Genomic DNA, 16100 nt, shown 5'->3' on the forward strand with positions numbered 1-16100 from the left:
AGGATATATTTGAATAATTATTAAATTCGAATTTTCCAAGGTAAATAAAAACCCTATATACCCTCGAATCCCTTATAATGGGATACATGTAACAATTATATAGTATGTAAGCGATTATTTCATTATTACTTATGTAAAATAATAGGCTAAAAATCGCGTTTTACATACAAAAAGTGGAGTTTATATACATAATAAACCAATATATTGTTACATTTGTAAATTCGAATATTTTTTTCTAAACTATTAATACGCATTATCTATCCACAATTTTTTTCATAATTTTCCCTTAAAAATTCCACAATAAGGGCATAAAAGTTACAAAATTAGTAATTTAAGTTTTAATTATGTAACTTGCAAGAATATTTATATTTGAATAGTTTTAGTTTTCTTACAATTCGATTACAGTTTTATTTCAATCATTAAATCCATTTCTTTTGTACCACTTAGAACTTTTTTTCATCCGTTTCGTCAAAACAGAAGTTGTCGTCCGTTTCTTTCCCTACGAAATTAACTTCCATCCATACTTTTGTGGTATTATTAGGTGGCATAAAACGCTCTTATATAGAAAGGTTGTCAAAGAAATTATGAAACATGTCAAGATTATGGGGGTTCCCTTCTTACATATAAATCAGCAAAACTTTGTGAAGCTACTCGTCGATCGAGTAGTGCAAAAGGAAAAAACATTTGTCATTACAGCTAATCCAGAAATCGTTATGCGTGCGAATGAGGACGCAGAGCTTATGCGCTATATTAATGAAGCTTCCTATATATGTGCGGATGGCATCGGAGTCGTGAAGGCTGCATCGATTTTAGGTGAAGATTTACCAGGACGCGTCACTGGCTATGATACGATGATGGAGCTTTTAAAGATTGGACAGGAAAAACGTTTTAAAGTGTATTTATTAGGCGCACAAAAAGAAACGCTCGATTTGACCGTCGCCAATATTAAGCGCGATTTTCCAAACGTCGAGATTGTCGGGCATCACGACGGCTTCTTCGATTGGGACAACAACTCTATCGCAGAAGAAGCAGCCGCGCTCAAGCCAGATTTAATCTTTGTCGCATTAGGTGTGCCACGCCAAGAAAAGTGGATTTCCGAAAATAAGGATAAGTTCGAATACGGTGTGTTCATGGGGATCGGTGGTTCGTTTGATGTCATCGCTGGTACCGTAAAACGCGCACCTGCTATTTGGCAAAAGCTGAATTTAGAATGGTTTTATCGCCTATTAAATCAGCCGAGCCGCTTTATACGTATGTTAGTTCTTCCTAAGTTTGCGCTAAAAGTCTTTGCGATGAAGCTTAAAGGACGGAATTAGCGTATGAGTCAATCCACATTAGTAAAAAGTACGCTTATTTTAACGATTGCTACATTGCTTTCTAAAATTTTAGGTAGTATATTCCGCGTCCCCCTACAAAACATTGCCGGGGATGAAGTACTTGGAATTTTTAGCCTTGTTTACCCGGTTTATATGGTTGCCCTTTACTTATCCGTGGCAGGTATTCCACTAGCCATTTCGAAACTCATTGCGGAAGCAAACACACGAAATACGCCGCAGCAAGTAAAGAAAATTTACTTAACAGCAAGTATATTAGCCATTTGCTTCGGACTATTTAGCTTTACGATCATTTTTAGCTTCTCTCATTTACTGGCAGAAGCGCTTGGTGGTCCTTCGACTCGCTTTGCACTAATCATTGTTGCATTGACACTATTAGTTGCACCATATATGGCCGTTTATCGAGGCTTTTTCCAAGGCTACGGAGATATGAAACCAACTGCTGTGTCACAAGTATTAGAGCAACTTATTCGTGCAGTGTTAATTATCGTTGCCGCTTATGTGCTCGTGAAAATGGAGCTATCAACAGAGATGATCGCAGGGGGCGTCATGATTGGCTCCGTATTAGGAGCACTTGCTTCCCTTATTTACCTGCGTTTGAAATATCGTCGTTCTACTTTGAAGGTCGTATCCAGTGAAAAATATACGAAGCAAGATTTTTCATCCTGGAGCGGTACTATTTTAAAAATCTCCATTCCAATTGCGATTGGTTCTGTGACGATGGCATTATTCAACTTTGTCGATTCATTCACCGTAACGTATGCATTAAAGCAAATTGGTGTGACAGCTCAGCAGGAAATTAACTATTTATACGGCTTATACGGTCGTGGAGTAACACTTGTTCAAATTACGACTGTATTTGCCTCTTCGATAATATTGCCGCTCGTTCCATTAATTACGTCGAAGCTGGCACAAAAGGATGAAAACGGTACACGCTCTGTCATTGAACAAACGTACCGCATGACCCATTTAATTACATGGCCAGCCGCAATGGGCTTACTTGCGCTAACATTGCCATTAAACTTAGCCCTTTATACAAACTTAGAAGGTAGCTCGATGCTGGCAATTATTAACGCGAGTGCGGTATTTACCTCTCTTACCCTTGTTAGTACGGGTGTGTTGCAAGGGATGAATTTAGCACGCTTAGGTGCCTTCATTATTGTAGGTGGGGTGCTACTAAAAATTGTATTGAATATTATTTTAATTGACCGACTCGGATTAGATGGTGCAGCTTGGTCGACATTGATTGTGTATGCAGTCGTATTTTTAGTGAATACTTTCTTTATTTTACGTTCAATGCGCTTCTCTGCATTCAATGGAATCACATTCAAAATAATACTTTCTTCTATTATAATGGGTGTAATTGTCGGCCTTCCGACACTGTGGCTGGATGTAGCAAACTGGGGCAGACTTTTAGCACTTGGCTATTCCCTTGTCGCGATTGTCATAGGTGGCGCTGTTTATTTCGGCCTGCTATGGCTTAGCGGTGCAATCCATCCAGATGATTTAAAACGTATCCCTGTCATCGGGAAAAAAGTGAAAATTAAAGAGAGGGAGACGAGAAACCCAATGAAAATCAAACAATCTTGGCTTTGGGCAATTATTGTCCTACTTTTGCTAGCCTCGTCTACGGGCTTAATTAACCGTTGGAAGGCAGAGCAAAGTAATGATCGCTATGAAATTATTATCCCATATGAGGAAATTTTAACTACGTCAATGGAAAGCGACTTAACTGTCGATGAAATACTTGCGACATTGAAGGAAGCAGGATTAACGACAGTTAGTTTAAACCCACTACAATTAAAAGATTTAGAGAAACAAAACATCGTTACAATTTTTGAAGAAGATCAATTAGCTGCACAGCTTCGCTTTACACAATACCGCGATGCAGTAGATGTGAGTAAGCCTGGGTACTACATTTCAGTGCCTGAGGATGCGTATTACCAACGCTTTATAACCGATACAATCGAAGTGGAAGAAATCACAATTGGGGATGAGCCATTCTACTTCTTACCAAGCTCTAATGAGTTATATGACATTGAAACACCAATTGGCTATGATGAAACAGCGCTTGAAGCGATTGCACGCCAAGATTTATTGCACGTATTCCGTGTAACAAATGCGATCAATGAAGAAGTGAATGGCAAAATTGTAAATCAATTAGTTGCAATGAAAAATGATCGTACAGCGGGTCTTTTAGGTGCAGGTACGGAGGCGCTTGGTTTCGGACAAACTTCCCAAGGAAAATTTGTGCAGAAGCTATCATCTGCCGGCTATTACTTCTATGCAATTGAAGGAAATGCATTAAAAGGTGAACAAACGATTGCTCGTCAAACAGCGTATGATTCCATTCGTTTACACAGTATGGATATTAATCGTGAAACAACTTTAACGAAGCAAATCATGGTAGACCGTACAGTACGTGCGGTAAAGGAACGTAACATTAAATCGATCTTCTATCATATTAAAACAATCGATAATCCGACAGATAACTTAGAGCTTGCTGTTGATTATTTAACAGACGTCCAAAAACGTATGCCTGATTCCTATCAGTTAGGTGCCCCTTCTACATTTGATAAAGTAGATGTCCCAGCTTGGTCGAAGGCACTTATTTTATTAGCGGGTGTCATCTTTACGTATGTCATGTTCGGCATATTGAAATGTAATCCGTTGCGTATTGTAGCAGCTGCATTCATGTTGTTACTTGCGGCAGCTTATTTCTTACTTGATCGTATCTTATTTATTCAAGCATTTGCTTTAATCATTGCAGTATTAACACCAATTTATTCGGTTATGTCTACAGCAAAAGGCTCTAATAATATTGGTAAAATTGCTGTTCAATATGTAAAGGCGGTAGCAATTAGCTTAGTCGGAATTGTGATTGTGATTGCACTCTTAAATGGCAATGGCTTTATGACAGGCTTCGAGGCATTCCGCGGCGTAAAGCTTGTATACATTATTCCAATCGCTGGTGTCACTGTGTTAGTGATTATGTCGATTTATAATATTTTCGAAAACGGCTATAAGCATGCCCTTTCACGCTCTGTGAAGGTATTAAATAAAGAGGTACGCTACTGGCATTTAGTATTATTCGTTCTTGTGGCGGCGGTAGGTTTATTCTATATTAGCCGTACAGGTAACTCAGGTTCAGTTAGTACGATGGAGTTATCATTCCGTCAATGGTTAGAGGATATTTTATATATCCGTCCACGTACAAAGGAATTTTTAATCGGTTTCCCACTATTTATCGTGGCACTTTATGCGATGAGCATTAACCGTAAATTAGGTAACATTTTATTAATTCCAGGAGTTATGGGCTTCCTATCGATTATGAATACATTCACGCATTTACACATTCCAATCGCTGTATCTCTATTACGTACGGTATATAGCGTTGTATTAGGATTCATCGTTGGTTTAGTATTTATCGTGATTTTCAAATTACTTTATAAATTAGTATTGAAAGCTATTGCGAGGTGGGCATAATGCATATCGTTCTTTCAGGCTATTATGGCTTTGAAAATGTTGGCGATGAGGCAATTTTACTGTCGATTATTACCGCGCTCCGTAAAGCAAAGCCCGAGGTAGAAATTACTGTACTATCGAATAATCCAGCAAGTACAGCAAAAACATATGGTGTACAAGCAGTCAATCGTTGGAAGCTAAAAGAGGTTTCTGCTGTGTTAAAGCAAGCAGATGGTCTCATTAGCGGCGGCGGTAGTCTCCTGCAGGATCAAACGGGGATGAAGTCAATCCCCTACTACTGCGGCATTATCCGTATCGCGAAATTTCACAAAAAACCTGTCTTTGTCTATGCACAAGGAATGGGGCCAATTCATAAGTCAATGAGTCAATTCATTACGAAAAACACCTTGAATAAGGTTGAGCAAATTACGATTCGTGATGAAGCATCAAAGCAGCTCCTAGTTGATATCGGTGTGAACAAATCAATGACCGTAGTACCAGATCCAGTAATTGGTCTAGATGCTTCTGCGTTTCGTAGCGAATGGCTAGAGCGTCAAGCGTTTGAAAGCGGGTATATTTCTGTGAGTGTTCGTGATTGGCCTTCGGAAGTAAATTTCAAGCAGAAAATTGTAGAAAGCTTAGATTTACTAGCACGCTCAGGTCATAACATCGTCTTCATCCCAATGCATGATGAGCATGATGAAAAAGCTTCATTTGAATTGGCGAACATGATGTCAGAAAAGAGTCTTGTCGCACCAGGCAATTTATCTATTGAGGAAAAGATTACAGTTATTGGTCAGTCTGATTTATTAATCGGCATGCGCCTACACTCTTTAATTTTCTCAGCCATTCAAGCAACACCGTTCATCGCGATTTCCTATGACCCAAAAATCGATGCCTTTGCAACGATTGCCAACCAACCAAACATCGGGCATGTGGAAAAGGACGACTGGAACGGCGAGCAGCTGTTTGATAAAGCTGTCGATATGCTAGCCGAACGCTCTTCAATTGAGCAAGCGCTACGCGAGCAAGTCATGACTTTACAATCGGACGCACAAAATACCGCGCTGATGGCAATTGACACGTTTAAATAATTTTTAGTAAAGACACATTTTGTGCTAGTTCTTTTTTGAGCTAGTGCAACGTGTGTTTTTTTTGTTGGTGAAATGGTGTGTTATTTGGGATGGTCGCATGGGATTCGATAATAAATTGGGGTTATGGGTGACATGGGGATTCGGTGTTGAAATGTGTTGAATCATGGGATTGTACTTGAGACTCAGGTGGGAGCTGGATTGTGAAATAAAGATTGGTGTACGACCGGGGCTTGATAATAATCTAGAGTTCCCGATGTCGGTGTTGTGTTTTGTCCATTAACAGCTGTAATTGTTCTCTTAACTCTTGAGTTTTGTCGGATTAAATCCTCTGTTGTCGATTAAAAATGCCCTTTTGTCCTATTCTTTTTAAACTTTGGACATTATCCTTTGTTCTTTGGCTATTATCTCCTCTGTTTTGTCCTTTACTCTGAATATTTTGTCCATTATCTTCCTCTTGTTGCAGCTTTAACTTTCAAAATGTAATTAATCGGCTGCTTTGTGAGCAAATATAGCCAGACATCGCCAAAATCTTCACTCGCTTCCCCGTAAAAAAAAAAACAGCCCAAACGAGTCTATTCGTTTGGGGCTACTGTGTTGGCTTTATTTGTATTGAGTAAAGTCGGCACAGGTCTTGGTTAAGACGGGAGACAATCACGATGCATATCCTCCAGTGAATTTTGCTTTTGCGATCATTAAATCATGGAATAATGCTTCGTTGCGCTCTGCTAAGGCATTATCGATTAAACGGGCTAAATTTTCTTCTTCTAACACACGGACAAGACCTTCCACTTCTTCATTGAACTCGTATGTCACCTCTGACTTCACTGGCTTTACATGTGTCGAGACGTTTTCAATAATTGGCATTAAATGCTCATGGACGTTTGATACAAGCAATAATTGATACAATGGTAAGCGTACGAAGCGATTGCCACGTTGGAAGACAAATACTTCAGATAAGTTTTCAACCTGCATTGTATTTAAATCCACAATCATTTCCTTTCCCTCAATCGGAATGAAGTGGAAAATTTCTTCGTCCTTCGTAATCGAAAAGTATTGATACGCAAAGACCAAGCGTAATTTTGTCCCTGAAATTTTTGTATAAAATGGTTTCATAAATTGCACTTGAATCATTGTAATTCCTCCCCTAATTTAATCTTTTCAGCACTTCCCCTTTAACAACCCAAAAGACCCGTTTCCTTCAGACAGTAACGTTCATTGATCATCGAACAGGTGGAACATGCGAACAAGAGCAAATTCCATCAAATCTTATTTGCTTATAGTTTCCCCATACTTTCCCCGTTTCAAACTTCCAAATCAAACCACTTTTTATAAGGATGAATTTCCACATTTACGCTATAACCCCTCTGAACAAGAAGTACAATCAACTAACTGTCCCATAATGGTAATAATCCGTGTGTTAACGTCGAATTATGACTTTCATCTGGCGAGCTTCACGACTTCCTGTTTGTCATCCAAACTCATTATGTTTCGCTTTATATCGTTTCGTATTATAATGAAAGGAACGACTTTTTTTGATGAGGAGGGCTGACGATGAGCTTTACGTTTGTTGAGGTAAGCCGCATCCACCAGGAATTTATAGGAAATACTTTAAATACATTTGAACAACAACTACATCCTTCTTCTAAAGAGGATTCGGAGCTTGTGACACGCGCGATGTTTTCTGTGCGAAATCAAGCGGTGAAATTGCACAATTATTCGGCATTTAATCAAACGTTAACGTGTCAAATTCAAGATGTACGTATTGCGGAAGTGGTGATTCAATTCCCACGTAAACATATTAGCTGTAGCTGTCCGCAAAAAAATATTTGTCGACATCAGCTGGCGGTGATTTTTAAGCTTTCGCAATATTTCATTTCGCTACAGGAATGGGCAACGAAATGGCGTTCAAAAAAGACTATTCCCTTACAAACATTAGCGGCGCAGCGTAGTCCTGAAAACTGGCAACGAATGGCGGATGAAGTATTAAATTATACATTTAAGGATAAGCGTCCCATTGAAAGCTTTTTATTACCTTCGCTTGTCGATAATTCAAGATTAAAACTTCAGCGTCAACGCCCGTTTGAACGGGAATGGCAAAGTTTGTTTGATTTATTTATGGAAGTGGCTATGCTGAAACGGCTTTATGAGCATGCTATTGAAACAAATATGTCGCTCGATAATAATTATTTTGGCTTCTATTTAGACAATACATTCGACCGAATGTGGCAAGCGCTTGATGAAATTGTTGGAAAGCCGCGCCTCTTTGCAGCAGAGCCGTTTTTTGATGCATTGCAGGAAAATGTTCGGGCAGTAGCAATAATGGAAAAAGGTGCCCCACATCATCGATTTATGTTTTACTTAAAGTTTTGGTCAATGCTTTTTACGGATACGAAGCGAATGGCAAAGGAGCTTATAACTATTGATGCCATTCATTCGTTACAATCAGATATTGATTTAACGACATTAAAGATGATTTTTTATATTCTACTTGATACAACAGCTTCGCTGACACAAGCAGTGGAAGAAATACAATTAGACAATTTAGAAGCATTTATAGTACTTGCTCAGTTTGCGCTTGATCAGGATAAAACAAGCTATGGAGAGCTGATTTTAAAGAAGGCTTTACCTCTCATACAGCCATATATTCAAAATTATTTAACACCGGTTCGCCGTCAGAAGTTTACGCGTCTACTAAATCAAATTTATGGTCAAATTGCCTTATCTGAAGACGAGGAACTAGCACTGTATGCGTCTTTCGGTAAATATGGCATTGATTCCTTTTCTGACTATTTACTGCGAAATAAGCGCTATACAGATTGGGTGGCATTACACCAGTTGCATCCTTCCTCCATCTCCTATTTGGATCAAAGTGGATTGAAGGAAGTCGTGGCAAATGCGCCAGAAGCAACATTACCGCTATATCATTTTTATGCGATGGATGAAATACAGCAAAAGTCGCGTCAAAATTATAAACAGGCGGTACGTATTTGGCGTGCAATGAAGTCGGCTTCGAAAAAAGCTGGTAAATTGGACTATTTCACGTCATATATAGAAACCGTACAGCAGCAATATAAACGACTACGTGCCTTACAGGAAGAAATTAATAAAAGCAATTTATTTGTGTAATACAAAAATATCATTCATGCAAATGGAGGTGAAATTGCGTTACTTGACGCAACTTTAGGATGCACACTTTACTAAATACAAAATCCCCTTTTTTAAAAATTATTCGCGTCAAAATTTCTGAATTACGTCCGGGTTACTATCGCCTAACAGCTTATAACAGCAATGATTTAATCATTCCCACTGCAAGCTGGACCCCGACGTTATTTTTTAATTATGAGCCAAATTTTTATGGATTGACGACGTCATTAGAAGAGCGCGATTTAATACTTTCTAGTGCAGAGCTAATGGACGTGCTGTCTCCTACTTTTAAACATCCATTTCTTGACTTTGAAGCGATGGATGCTGGGACAAATCAAGCGTTTCATGCGATCCAACAAGCATTGCCTGCATGGAATTCCTCTTCTTTATGGCAGCACGCTCACATTTCAGAAGATCACTTTACCTTTGAGCAACCGCTATTACAGCATGCCGTCGAACAAAAACTCGCAGCTGCTGGACTTACAATAGAGGAAGCGCTCTCTCTCGTACCGTATTTTCAAAACGGTGGCTGGCCTATGCAAACATCACATTCATTTGATGGTGTTAAACTATCCTTCCGTTTAAGTGAGCCAGAGGAAGATAAAGAGCACTGGATATTAGAAACCGTTTTAACGGGTGCAGGGTCCGTTAAGCACTGGACACCGGCCGCAAATAAACGAAAATTGCCAATTGTAGAAGCATTACCGAAAAAGTGGTTTACGATTGCACACGATATTGAGCAAGTGCAACTTCAAATGATGGATTTAATTCAATTAGATGCTAGTGCCTCGAACTTTATTCGTGTGGAATTTTCAGACGCACAAGTGCGAGAATTTTTACGTCAAGATTTGGCGAAATTACAAGCAATGGGCTTCGACGTTATCCTACCCGCTTGGCTAAAAGAGTTAAAGCAGTCGAAAATGCGCGTACGCGTAAGTGCAAACAATCAATCTTCGCGAAGTGTGGCAGGTATGGATGATATTTTGACATTCAAATGGCAGTTTTCAATGAATGGTGAGGAAATTTCTGCAGAGCAATTTCGAAAGCTTGTTGAGGAAAAGCGTGAATTTGTACGTGTTGGGGCTGAGTGGTTCCGAATTGATGCGGATTGGCTAAATGAAATGCGTGAGCTCATGGATCAAGCCGATGAAGAAAATTGGACTGTACGTGATCTATTATTCCGTGAGCTACCAGAGACATTATCGGTTCCTTACGAGGATGATGATTTGGATGACGCTGAGCGTGATGATCCGTTATTTGCCTTTGAAATGCAGCAATCTCTTGCTGCTTATGTCGAACAGCTACAAAACAAAAAGGGGCTGCCTCCTGTAAGTGTACCGACAAAGCTCCATGCCCAGCTACGCCCTTATCAACAAGAGGGCTTTGAATGGCTCGTATTTATGCGGGAGCAAAAGTTTGGTGCTTGTTTAGCCGACGATATGGGGCTTGGCAAAACGATTCAGCTCATTACGTATATACTGCATACTGTTCAAACATTACAAGAACAGAAGCCTTCACTTATTGTATGCCCAACATCGGTAGTCGGTAACTGGCAAAAGGAATTATTGCGCTTCGCTCCCGATTTAGAAGTGTACACGCATTACGGTGCACGTCGTTTAAAAGGTGAAGAATTAACTAATTATTTATCAACAAAACGTCCTCACATTGTGCTATCAACCTATGGGACTGTAACACAGGATGCTGATGATTTACAACCGGTTGAATGGTCAACCATTGCTCTAGATGAGGCGCAAAACATTAAAAATATGCAAACGATGCAGTCGCGTGCCATTCGTAAACTGAATGGTATTCACCATATCGCGCTAACCGGGACCCCGGTAGAAAACCGTCTATCCGAGCTTTGGGCGATTTTTGACTTTATTCATAAAGGCTATTTAGGAAGCTTTGGTAAGTTTTCAGAGCAGTATATTTTTCCGATTGAGCGCGATGAATCCGAATCGCATAAGCGTATATTGCGTATGAAAATTCGTCCGTTTTTATTACGTCGTTCAAAGCGTGATCCGGAATTACAGCTGAATTTGCCTGATAAACAAGAGTCTCAAGAATACTGTGCACTTACGACCGAGCAGGCCGCATTATATGAAGGCTATATTCAAGATACGTTGTCTCAACTTGAGGAAATTTCCGGCTTCGAGAAAAAGGGTAAAATTTTAAAAATGCTCAATAAATTGAAACAGCTATGTAATCATCCGGCGCTTTATTTAAAAGAACCATTCGACGATGCGCAATCAATGATGAATCGTTCTGTAAAATTAAAGCGTATTCTTGAAATTACGAAGGAAATTATTAATAATGGTGAACAATGTCTAATTTTCACACAGTATATCGGAATGGGCAAGTTAATTCAGCATTGTTTGGCTGAACTATATGATGTGGATGCACCATTCTTAACGGGGAGTATGCCAAAACAACAGCGAGATCGCTTAGTCGATGCTTTTCAGGCTGGCGAGTTCCCTGTATTCCTCTTGTCGCTTAAGGCGGGCGGAACTGGACTTAATTTAACGGCAGCCAACCATGTACTTCATGCCGATCGTTGGTGGAATCCTGCAGTGGAAAACCAGGCAACAGACAGGGCTTATCGTATCGGACAAACACAATTTGTTCAAGTGCATAAGTTTATAACGATTGGAACGGTCGAGGAAAAAATTGATAAAATGATTACTTTGAAATCTGCATTATCTGAGGAACTCATTCAATCAAGTAAATGGTTGACTGAATTAGATGATACAGAACTAATGGATTTGATGCTGCTTGATACGGCGAAGATCAAATAATGTAAAAAAGAAGAGTCTACTTTAACGCCATGAAGTAGACTCTTTTTGCTTACTTCATCACTACTATATTCAATTGTGTTGGATTGGGTTTGCTTTACGCGCTCGAATTCGTAAAGCAAAGAAAATGAATGGTTCCTACTGCGCGGTCAAACAGCAGATTTTTCACTTCACCTCCAGGATTCGATTAGTTAAGTGGGGGATTTGCTTTGTATGAATTGACTACTTGCTAAAACAGTTACACCTGTACGAGTGGCAGTGGATCCTCAACTTCGGGTAGCATAAAATCTACTGGTATTGGTTTTTCCTGCTCAATGCGATCGACTACACCTGGAGATTTTAATGCATAAAATCGGACATCCTCTATAACAATTTCCGTTGTATATACCTTTTGGTTGTCTCGATTTAAGTACGAACGAGTTTGAATTCGACCATTTACGCCAACTAAGGATCCTTTCCCGCAATATTTGACGATATGCTCTGCCATTTTCCCATTAGCTACGCAAAAAATGAAATCCGCATCAATGGTTCCTTGGCTATTTTTAAAGCTACGATTAATCGCAAGGACAAAGTTTGTATGATGCCGTTCCTCTGACAGCTGCTTCAGTACTGGGTCCTTTGTAATTCTACCGACGAGTCCGACTTGGTTCATTGCTCTACCTCCCTTCTTTTTGAGATGACTTCATCATAATCGAGGGAGTTTTATTTTAGCAAAAGCCGAAAAATGACTAATCGGGACTTTTCGGCATTAAAAAATGATTTTCCGCAGATTTTTTATAAAAGTCAATTTATGTATAAATTATGCAACAAGGCTGGTTTTATGTCGAAAACTTGCTGTGGCATTTTAACAGTTTCGCTATTTTACTATGTTATACTTAAGAATAAGAATGGTGCGGGGGTGCAATAAATTTGAAAACCTTTAAAATGCTTTCTTTTGATTTATTTTTAGATGGAGAAAATAAAAATTTCCCTTTAATCGATGGCATTATTATTAATCAGGAAAATAGCCATCAAACTTGGGTTTTAGAAGTCTACACAGCATCTGAATACCGTGAAGTTTTTAATGATTATATTGTCTCTGGAGAATTACTTGAGGCGCGAGCGGTCATTTCTTTACCTGACAATGAGCCGGCTCCCTTTTCTGTTGTCGTCCACTCTTTGACGGATATCGGTGACAAGATTTCGGTTCTCTTAAAAGGGCGTTTGAAGGCACAACGTAAAAAATATGCTGAGCAATTGCTATCTAACTTACTCAAAAATGGCTTGCGTAATGATGAATTGCTTGAAGCTTTTGAAAAGGGTATGCGGGAGCGCCCATCCTTAAAAGAACGTAATGAAAAGCTTGAAAATTTACAAGGTAGCGACAAATTAACGTGAAACGGTGGAATGGAACTCACCCTTTCACTGTATAATTTGTCCTTTTTCTTTTATAGAAAAAAGGAGCGAACTCAAAACAAGTTTTGTGTTTGCTCCTTTTCTCATATTAATGGTTATCTACATTATCTTTATCATTTCGATCTTTTTTGTCCTCGATAATGTCTTCTGTGTTAACGGACGGAGCACCTGGAGCGGTTACACCATTATCAACATTTGGCCCACTTGTACCATTTGGTCTGTTGAGGTCGTTGTTAATTGTCCCCTCATTTATTTGACCATTTCCATTACGAGGCGCATTCGGATCTACCGCATCAATTGTGTCATCGACTGCATCACGTGTGTCATCCATGACATCATTCACACCATTTTCTACATCTCGTACTGGTGTGGCAGCATTATCTTTGTTGTCATTCCAGTTACACCCTGCTAATAACGAAAGTGATAAGATGGCAACAAAAAGCGTTGATTTCTTCATAAAAAAATCCCTCCTTTCAGATATGCGATCAAAGTCAATCACCAAAAGTGATCGTACATAGATTGCCCGGGAAAGGAAGGATCTATCCTAAATAAAAATGTGTTATTTTAATTTATCTTTTAAGAGTTGTTCAACATAAGCGGCTTCTGCTTTGCAATCAAATTGGTAGTTTGTACCTAACTTTTTTTGCAGCTTTGCGATTTCTTTCTTTTGCTTTTCTGTTGGCTCTTCATTTAAAATTTTTGAAATGACCTCATCAATTTTTTTGGCAATTTCTTCATGGAACTCAGTGCTCAATAAAACATCTTGAGGTACTTTATCGATCCAAGCAGCATTATCTTTGAAATAACTTTGCCAGCTCGCCATAAAATCTTCCATAGAGAATTTAGTCTCATCCCAACCAATGCTCGCTAAATACGCTTCAAACGATGTCGAGATTGATCGTGTAATACTAATTTTTACGCCTGAAGACAGTTGTTTATACATCTATTTTAGAACCTCCTACGTTTAAAGCCAAACTTCGCTCATTGTTCCTAGACAAAGATTTTATTCAACCTTTATATTTTATAATCTTTACGATAGAATTGCAAATCAGGTCATTTTGGTTGTTCTGGACCGATTGCAAATAAAATTTCACATTCACAAACTAACTCGCCATCCACTGTCGCTAAGCCACGTCCTTTTCCCATTTGCCCACGTAGCTTAATAAACTCAACTTCAAGCTTTAACTGATCTCCAGGCACAACTTGTCGTTTAAATCGACAATTATCAACACCCGTTAAAAAAACAAGTCGTCCTTTATAATCTGGTGCATTTAATAAAGCAACTCCGCCTACTTGTGCAAGTGCTTCAACGATTAAAACTCCTGGCATTACAGGATAGCCTGGGAAATGCCCCTTAAAAAATTCTTCATTAATGGAAACATTTTTTATACCAACTGCGCGTTTTCCTTCCTCGATCTCTAATATGCGATCAACGAATAAAAATGGATAGCGATGTGGTAATACTCCTTGAATTTGCTCTGCGTTCATGAAAATCTCCCCTTTGTTTGATGCATTGACCCGTTTTAAACGGATATTACCTGATTGGTGAAATATAACTACAGGATATAGAAATCCGTATTTATTTTAATTTCCCTTTATGTATATTTGCTTAATTAGACTAAATATAAAGCTAGTAAAAGCGCCTTTTTTAAAAAGACGCTTTACTTTTTATTTACCACTCATAATATCGAGTATATGTTGCCATGTACTCCACTTTAGCGCATCACCGGCTTCACCATCACCAATAAAACTGTAACCTATAGTTAGCCCCACTGCCGCCACAACAAAAAATAAAATGGCAACGAGAATGACGCGAAGCCAAATGGGAATGAGACGAAGCTGGACCCAGCGAATAGGCTGATCCGTTTTCGGCTCTTCCTTTATGCTACGTCTTTTCTTAACAGGTGTTGGATCTGGCTGCACCGCTCGTCTATCAGACTCATTTGTCATAACTCTTTCTCCCTTTTAAAGCCTGTTCGTTAGCGAATGCCGTTAATTAATCCAAGCATTTGATCTGCAATTGAAATTGCACGCGTATTGAATTGGTAAGAACGCTGTGCTTGAATTAAGTTTGTCATTTCTTTTGATACGTCAACATTCGACATTTCTAACGCACCTTTTTGAATGCCAACTTGACGATTTGCCCCTTGTAAATTCGTTAAAATCTCTGCCTCTGTATAGCCTAATTCCTCTAGGTTTTCAGGTAAGCCAATATATGTACCACCTTGCAAGTTTTCCATAATTTGCGGCTTTTGTAATGACGTAATCCCTAATTGGAAGTTCTGTGTTTGACCGTTTGGATAGTTCACTACAAGTGTACCATCTGTACTCATAGTAAATTGTTGTACATTATCTGGGAATGTAATCGGCTGCCCGTTTGCGTCCGCTACTTGATAGCCGTCACTGTTCACTAGTGTAACAATTCCAGGCTCAGTTGGTGTAACATAAAAGCTACCGTTACGCGTATATGCCATACGCTCCTGCCCTGCTTCATCACGCATTAATACGTTAAAATATTGATTTTTAGTTGTTAAAGCAAAATCTAAATCACGTTCTGTCATTTGAATCGAGCCTTGTGTTTGGTTCGATTGAATTTGACCGATTTGAGCACCAACACCATAACGAATTCCTACTGGTGTTTGACGTAGTGTTTTGTCATATTTATCGTTTTCAAATTGCTGGTACAGCATTTCTGTGAAGTTTGCTTGTTGCGCCTTATAGCCATGTGTATTGCTATTGGCGATATTTGAACCAATTGAATCTAGTTGGTGTTGAATTTGTGACAATGTATTTGTCGCAGTAACCATTGTACGTAACATGTTCGTACCTCCTATTATACGGTGAATAGCCTATTGAAAACAATTGAATGCAACGTA

The 16100-nt window shown here is 39.1% G+C and carries 13 protein-coding genes; 6 read left to right on the forward strand and 7 right to left on the reverse strand.

The genetic code is table 11. The features are described from left to right. Nucleotides 1-584: 584 nt before the first annotated feature. From MKZ17_RS16955 to csaB, 3 genes are read left to right on the forward strand one after another with little or no spacing between them, the layout of a single operon-like run. Nucleotides 585-1316: a WecB/TagA/CpsF family glycosyltransferase gene (locus MKZ17_RS16955; RefSeq protein WP_340724911.1), complete on the forward strand. Its 732-nt coding sequence runs from the start codon at nucleotides 585-587 to the stop codon at nucleotides 1314-1316. Nucleotides 1317-1319: 3 nt separating this feature from the next. Beyond that, nucleotides 1320-4820 carry a DUF5693 family protein gene (locus MKZ17_RS16960; RefSeq protein WP_340724912.1) on the forward strand — a complete coding sequence of 1167 codons (3501 nt, stop codon included), beginning with the start codon at nucleotides 1320-1322 and terminating at the stop codon, nucleotides 4818-4820. Further along, complete coding sequence (gene csaB / locus MKZ17_RS16965; RefSeq protein WP_340724913.1) at nucleotides 4820-5893, forward strand: polysaccharide pyruvyl transferase CsaB; 1074 nt, start codon at nucleotides 4820-4822, stop codon at nucleotides 5891-5893. The genes MKZ17_RS16960 and csaB overlap by 1 nt, the downstream gene beginning before the upstream one ends. 651 nt (nucleotides 5894-6544) lie before the next feature. Here csaB and MKZ17_RS16970 read toward each other — a convergent pair. Next, entirely contained in the window at nucleotides 6545-7024 is a 480-nt protein-coding gene (locus tag MKZ17_RS16970) for a transcriptional regulator (protein WP_340724914.1), read from the reverse strand. Between the two features lie 420 nt (nucleotides 7025-7444). On the opposite strand from MKZ17_RS16970, the gene MKZ17_RS16975 reads away from it, so the two are divergent. Both MKZ17_RS16975 and MKZ17_RS16980 read left to right on the forward strand, forming a co-directional pair. Then, on the forward strand, nucleotides 7445-9019 hold the full coding sequence (locus tag MKZ17_RS16975; RefSeq protein WP_340724915.1) for an SWIM zinc finger family protein: 1575 nt from the start codon (nucleotides 7445-7447) through the stop codon (nucleotides 9017-9019). Nucleotides 9020-9078: 59 nt separating this feature from the next. After that, nucleotides 9079-11832 (forward strand): DEAD/DEAH box helicase, encoded by a 2754-nt coding sequence (locus MKZ17_RS16980; protein WP_340724916.1) that lies wholly within the window; start codon nucleotides 9079-9081, stop codon nucleotides 11830-11832. 235 nt (nucleotides 11833-12067) lie between these two features. Here the strand turns inward: MKZ17_RS16980 and MKZ17_RS16985 are convergent, their stop codons facing one another. Further along, a complete protein-coding gene (locus tag MKZ17_RS16985) occupies nucleotides 12068-12481 on the reverse strand; it encodes a single-stranded DNA-binding protein (protein ID WP_340724917.1) in 414 nt (137 codons plus the stop codon). A gap of 257 nt (nucleotides 12482-12738) precedes the next feature. Between MKZ17_RS16985 and MKZ17_RS16990 the strand changes: the two genes are divergently transcribed. Then, complete coding sequence (locus MKZ17_RS16990) at nucleotides 12739-13206, forward strand: YwpF family protein (RefSeq protein ID WP_340724918.1); 468 nt, start codon at nucleotides 12739-12741, stop codon at nucleotides 13204-13206. 106 nt (nucleotides 13207-13312) lie between these two features. Here the strand turns inward: MKZ17_RS16990 and MKZ17_RS16995 are convergent, their stop codons facing one another. From MKZ17_RS16995 to MKZ17_RS17015, 5 genes are all read right to left on the reverse strand, one after another. Then, nucleotides 13313-13681, reverse strand: a complete 369-nt coding sequence (locus MKZ17_RS16995) for a hypothetical protein (RefSeq protein WP_340724919.1) — start codon at nucleotides 13679-13681, stop codon at nucleotides 13313-13315. A 102-nt stretch (nucleotides 13682-13783) separates the two neighbouring features. Continuing rightward, nucleotides 13784-14167 carry a hypothetical protein gene (locus MKZ17_RS17000; RefSeq protein WP_340724920.1) on the reverse strand — a complete coding sequence of 128 codons (384 nt, stop codon included), beginning with the start codon at nucleotides 14165-14167 and terminating at the stop codon, nucleotides 13784-13786. A 110-nt stretch (nucleotides 14168-14277) separates the two neighbouring features. Further along, nucleotides 14278-14712 carry a 3-hydroxyacyl-ACP dehydratase FabZ gene (gene fabZ, locus MKZ17_RS17005; RefSeq protein WP_340724921.1) on the reverse strand — a complete coding sequence of 145 codons (435 nt, stop codon included), beginning with the start codon at nucleotides 14710-14712 and terminating at the stop codon, nucleotides 14278-14280. Between the two features lie 180 nt (nucleotides 14713-14892). Beyond that, entirely contained in the window at nucleotides 14893-15174 is a 282-nt protein-coding gene (locus MKZ17_RS17010; RefSeq protein WP_340724922.1) for a DNA-directed RNA polymerase subunit beta, read from the reverse strand. 29 nt (nucleotides 15175-15203) lie between these two features. Beyond that, nucleotides 15204-16043 carry a flagellar hook-basal body protein gene (locus tag MKZ17_RS17015; protein ID WP_340724923.1) on the reverse strand — a complete coding sequence of 280 codons (840 nt, stop codon included), beginning with the start codon at nucleotides 16041-16043 and terminating at the stop codon, nucleotides 15204-15206. Between the last annotated feature and the right edge of the window lie 57 nt (nucleotides 16044-16100).

It is taken from the genome of Solibacillus sp. FSL R7-0682 (genome assembly GCF_038005985.1).
GTDB lineage: Bacteria > Bacillota > Bacilli > Bacillales_A > Planococcaceae > Solibacillus.

Bases quoted from the DNA above. Each gene is read 5' to 3' on its own strand.
- MKZ17_RS16955 (WP_340724911.1), top strand. From the start codon at position 585: ATGAAACATGTCAAGATTATGGGGGTTCCCTTCTTACATATAAATCAG.
- MKZ17_RS16985 (WP_340724917.1), bottom strand. From the start codon at position 12,481: ATGAACCAAGTCGGACTCGTCGGTAGAATTACAAAGGACCCAGTACTG.
- MKZ17_RS17010 (WP_340724922.1), bottom strand. From the start codon at position 15,174: ATGACAAATGAGTCTGATAGACGAGCGGTGCAGCCAGATCCAACACCT.
- MKZ17_RS16960 (WP_340724912.1), top strand. From the start codon at position 1,320: ATGAGTCAATCCACATTAGTAAAAAGTACGCTTATTTTAACGATTGCT.
- csaB (WP_340724913.1), top strand. From the start codon at position 4,820: ATGCATATCGTTCTTTCAGGCTATTATGGCTTTGAAAATGTTGGCGAT.
- MKZ17_RS16975 (WP_340724915.1), top strand. From the start codon at position 7,445: ATGAGCTTTACGTTTGTTGAGGTAAGCCGCATCCACCAGGAATTTATA.
- MKZ17_RS16980 (WP_340724916.1), top strand. From the start codon at position 9,079: ATGCACACTTTACTAAATACAAAATCCCCTTTTTTAAAAATTATTCGC.
- MKZ17_RS16995 (WP_340724919.1), bottom strand. From the start codon at position 13,681: ATGAAGAAATCAACGCTTTTTGTTGCCATCTTATCACTTTCGTTATTA.
- MKZ17_RS16970 (WP_340724914.1), bottom strand. From the start codon at position 7,024: ATGATTCAAGTGCAATTTATGAAACCATTTTATACAAAAATTTCAGGG.
- MKZ17_RS17000 (WP_340724920.1), bottom strand. From the start codon at position 14,167: ATGTATAAACAACTGTCTTCAGGCGTAAAAATTAGTATTACACGATCA.
- MKZ17_RS17015 (WP_340724923.1), bottom strand. From the start codon at position 16,043: ATGTTACGTACAATGGTTACTGCGACAAATACATTGTCACAAATTCAA.
- fabZ (WP_340724921.1), bottom strand. From the start codon at position 14,712: ATGAACGCAGAGCAAATTCAAGGAGTATTACCACATCGCTATCCATTT.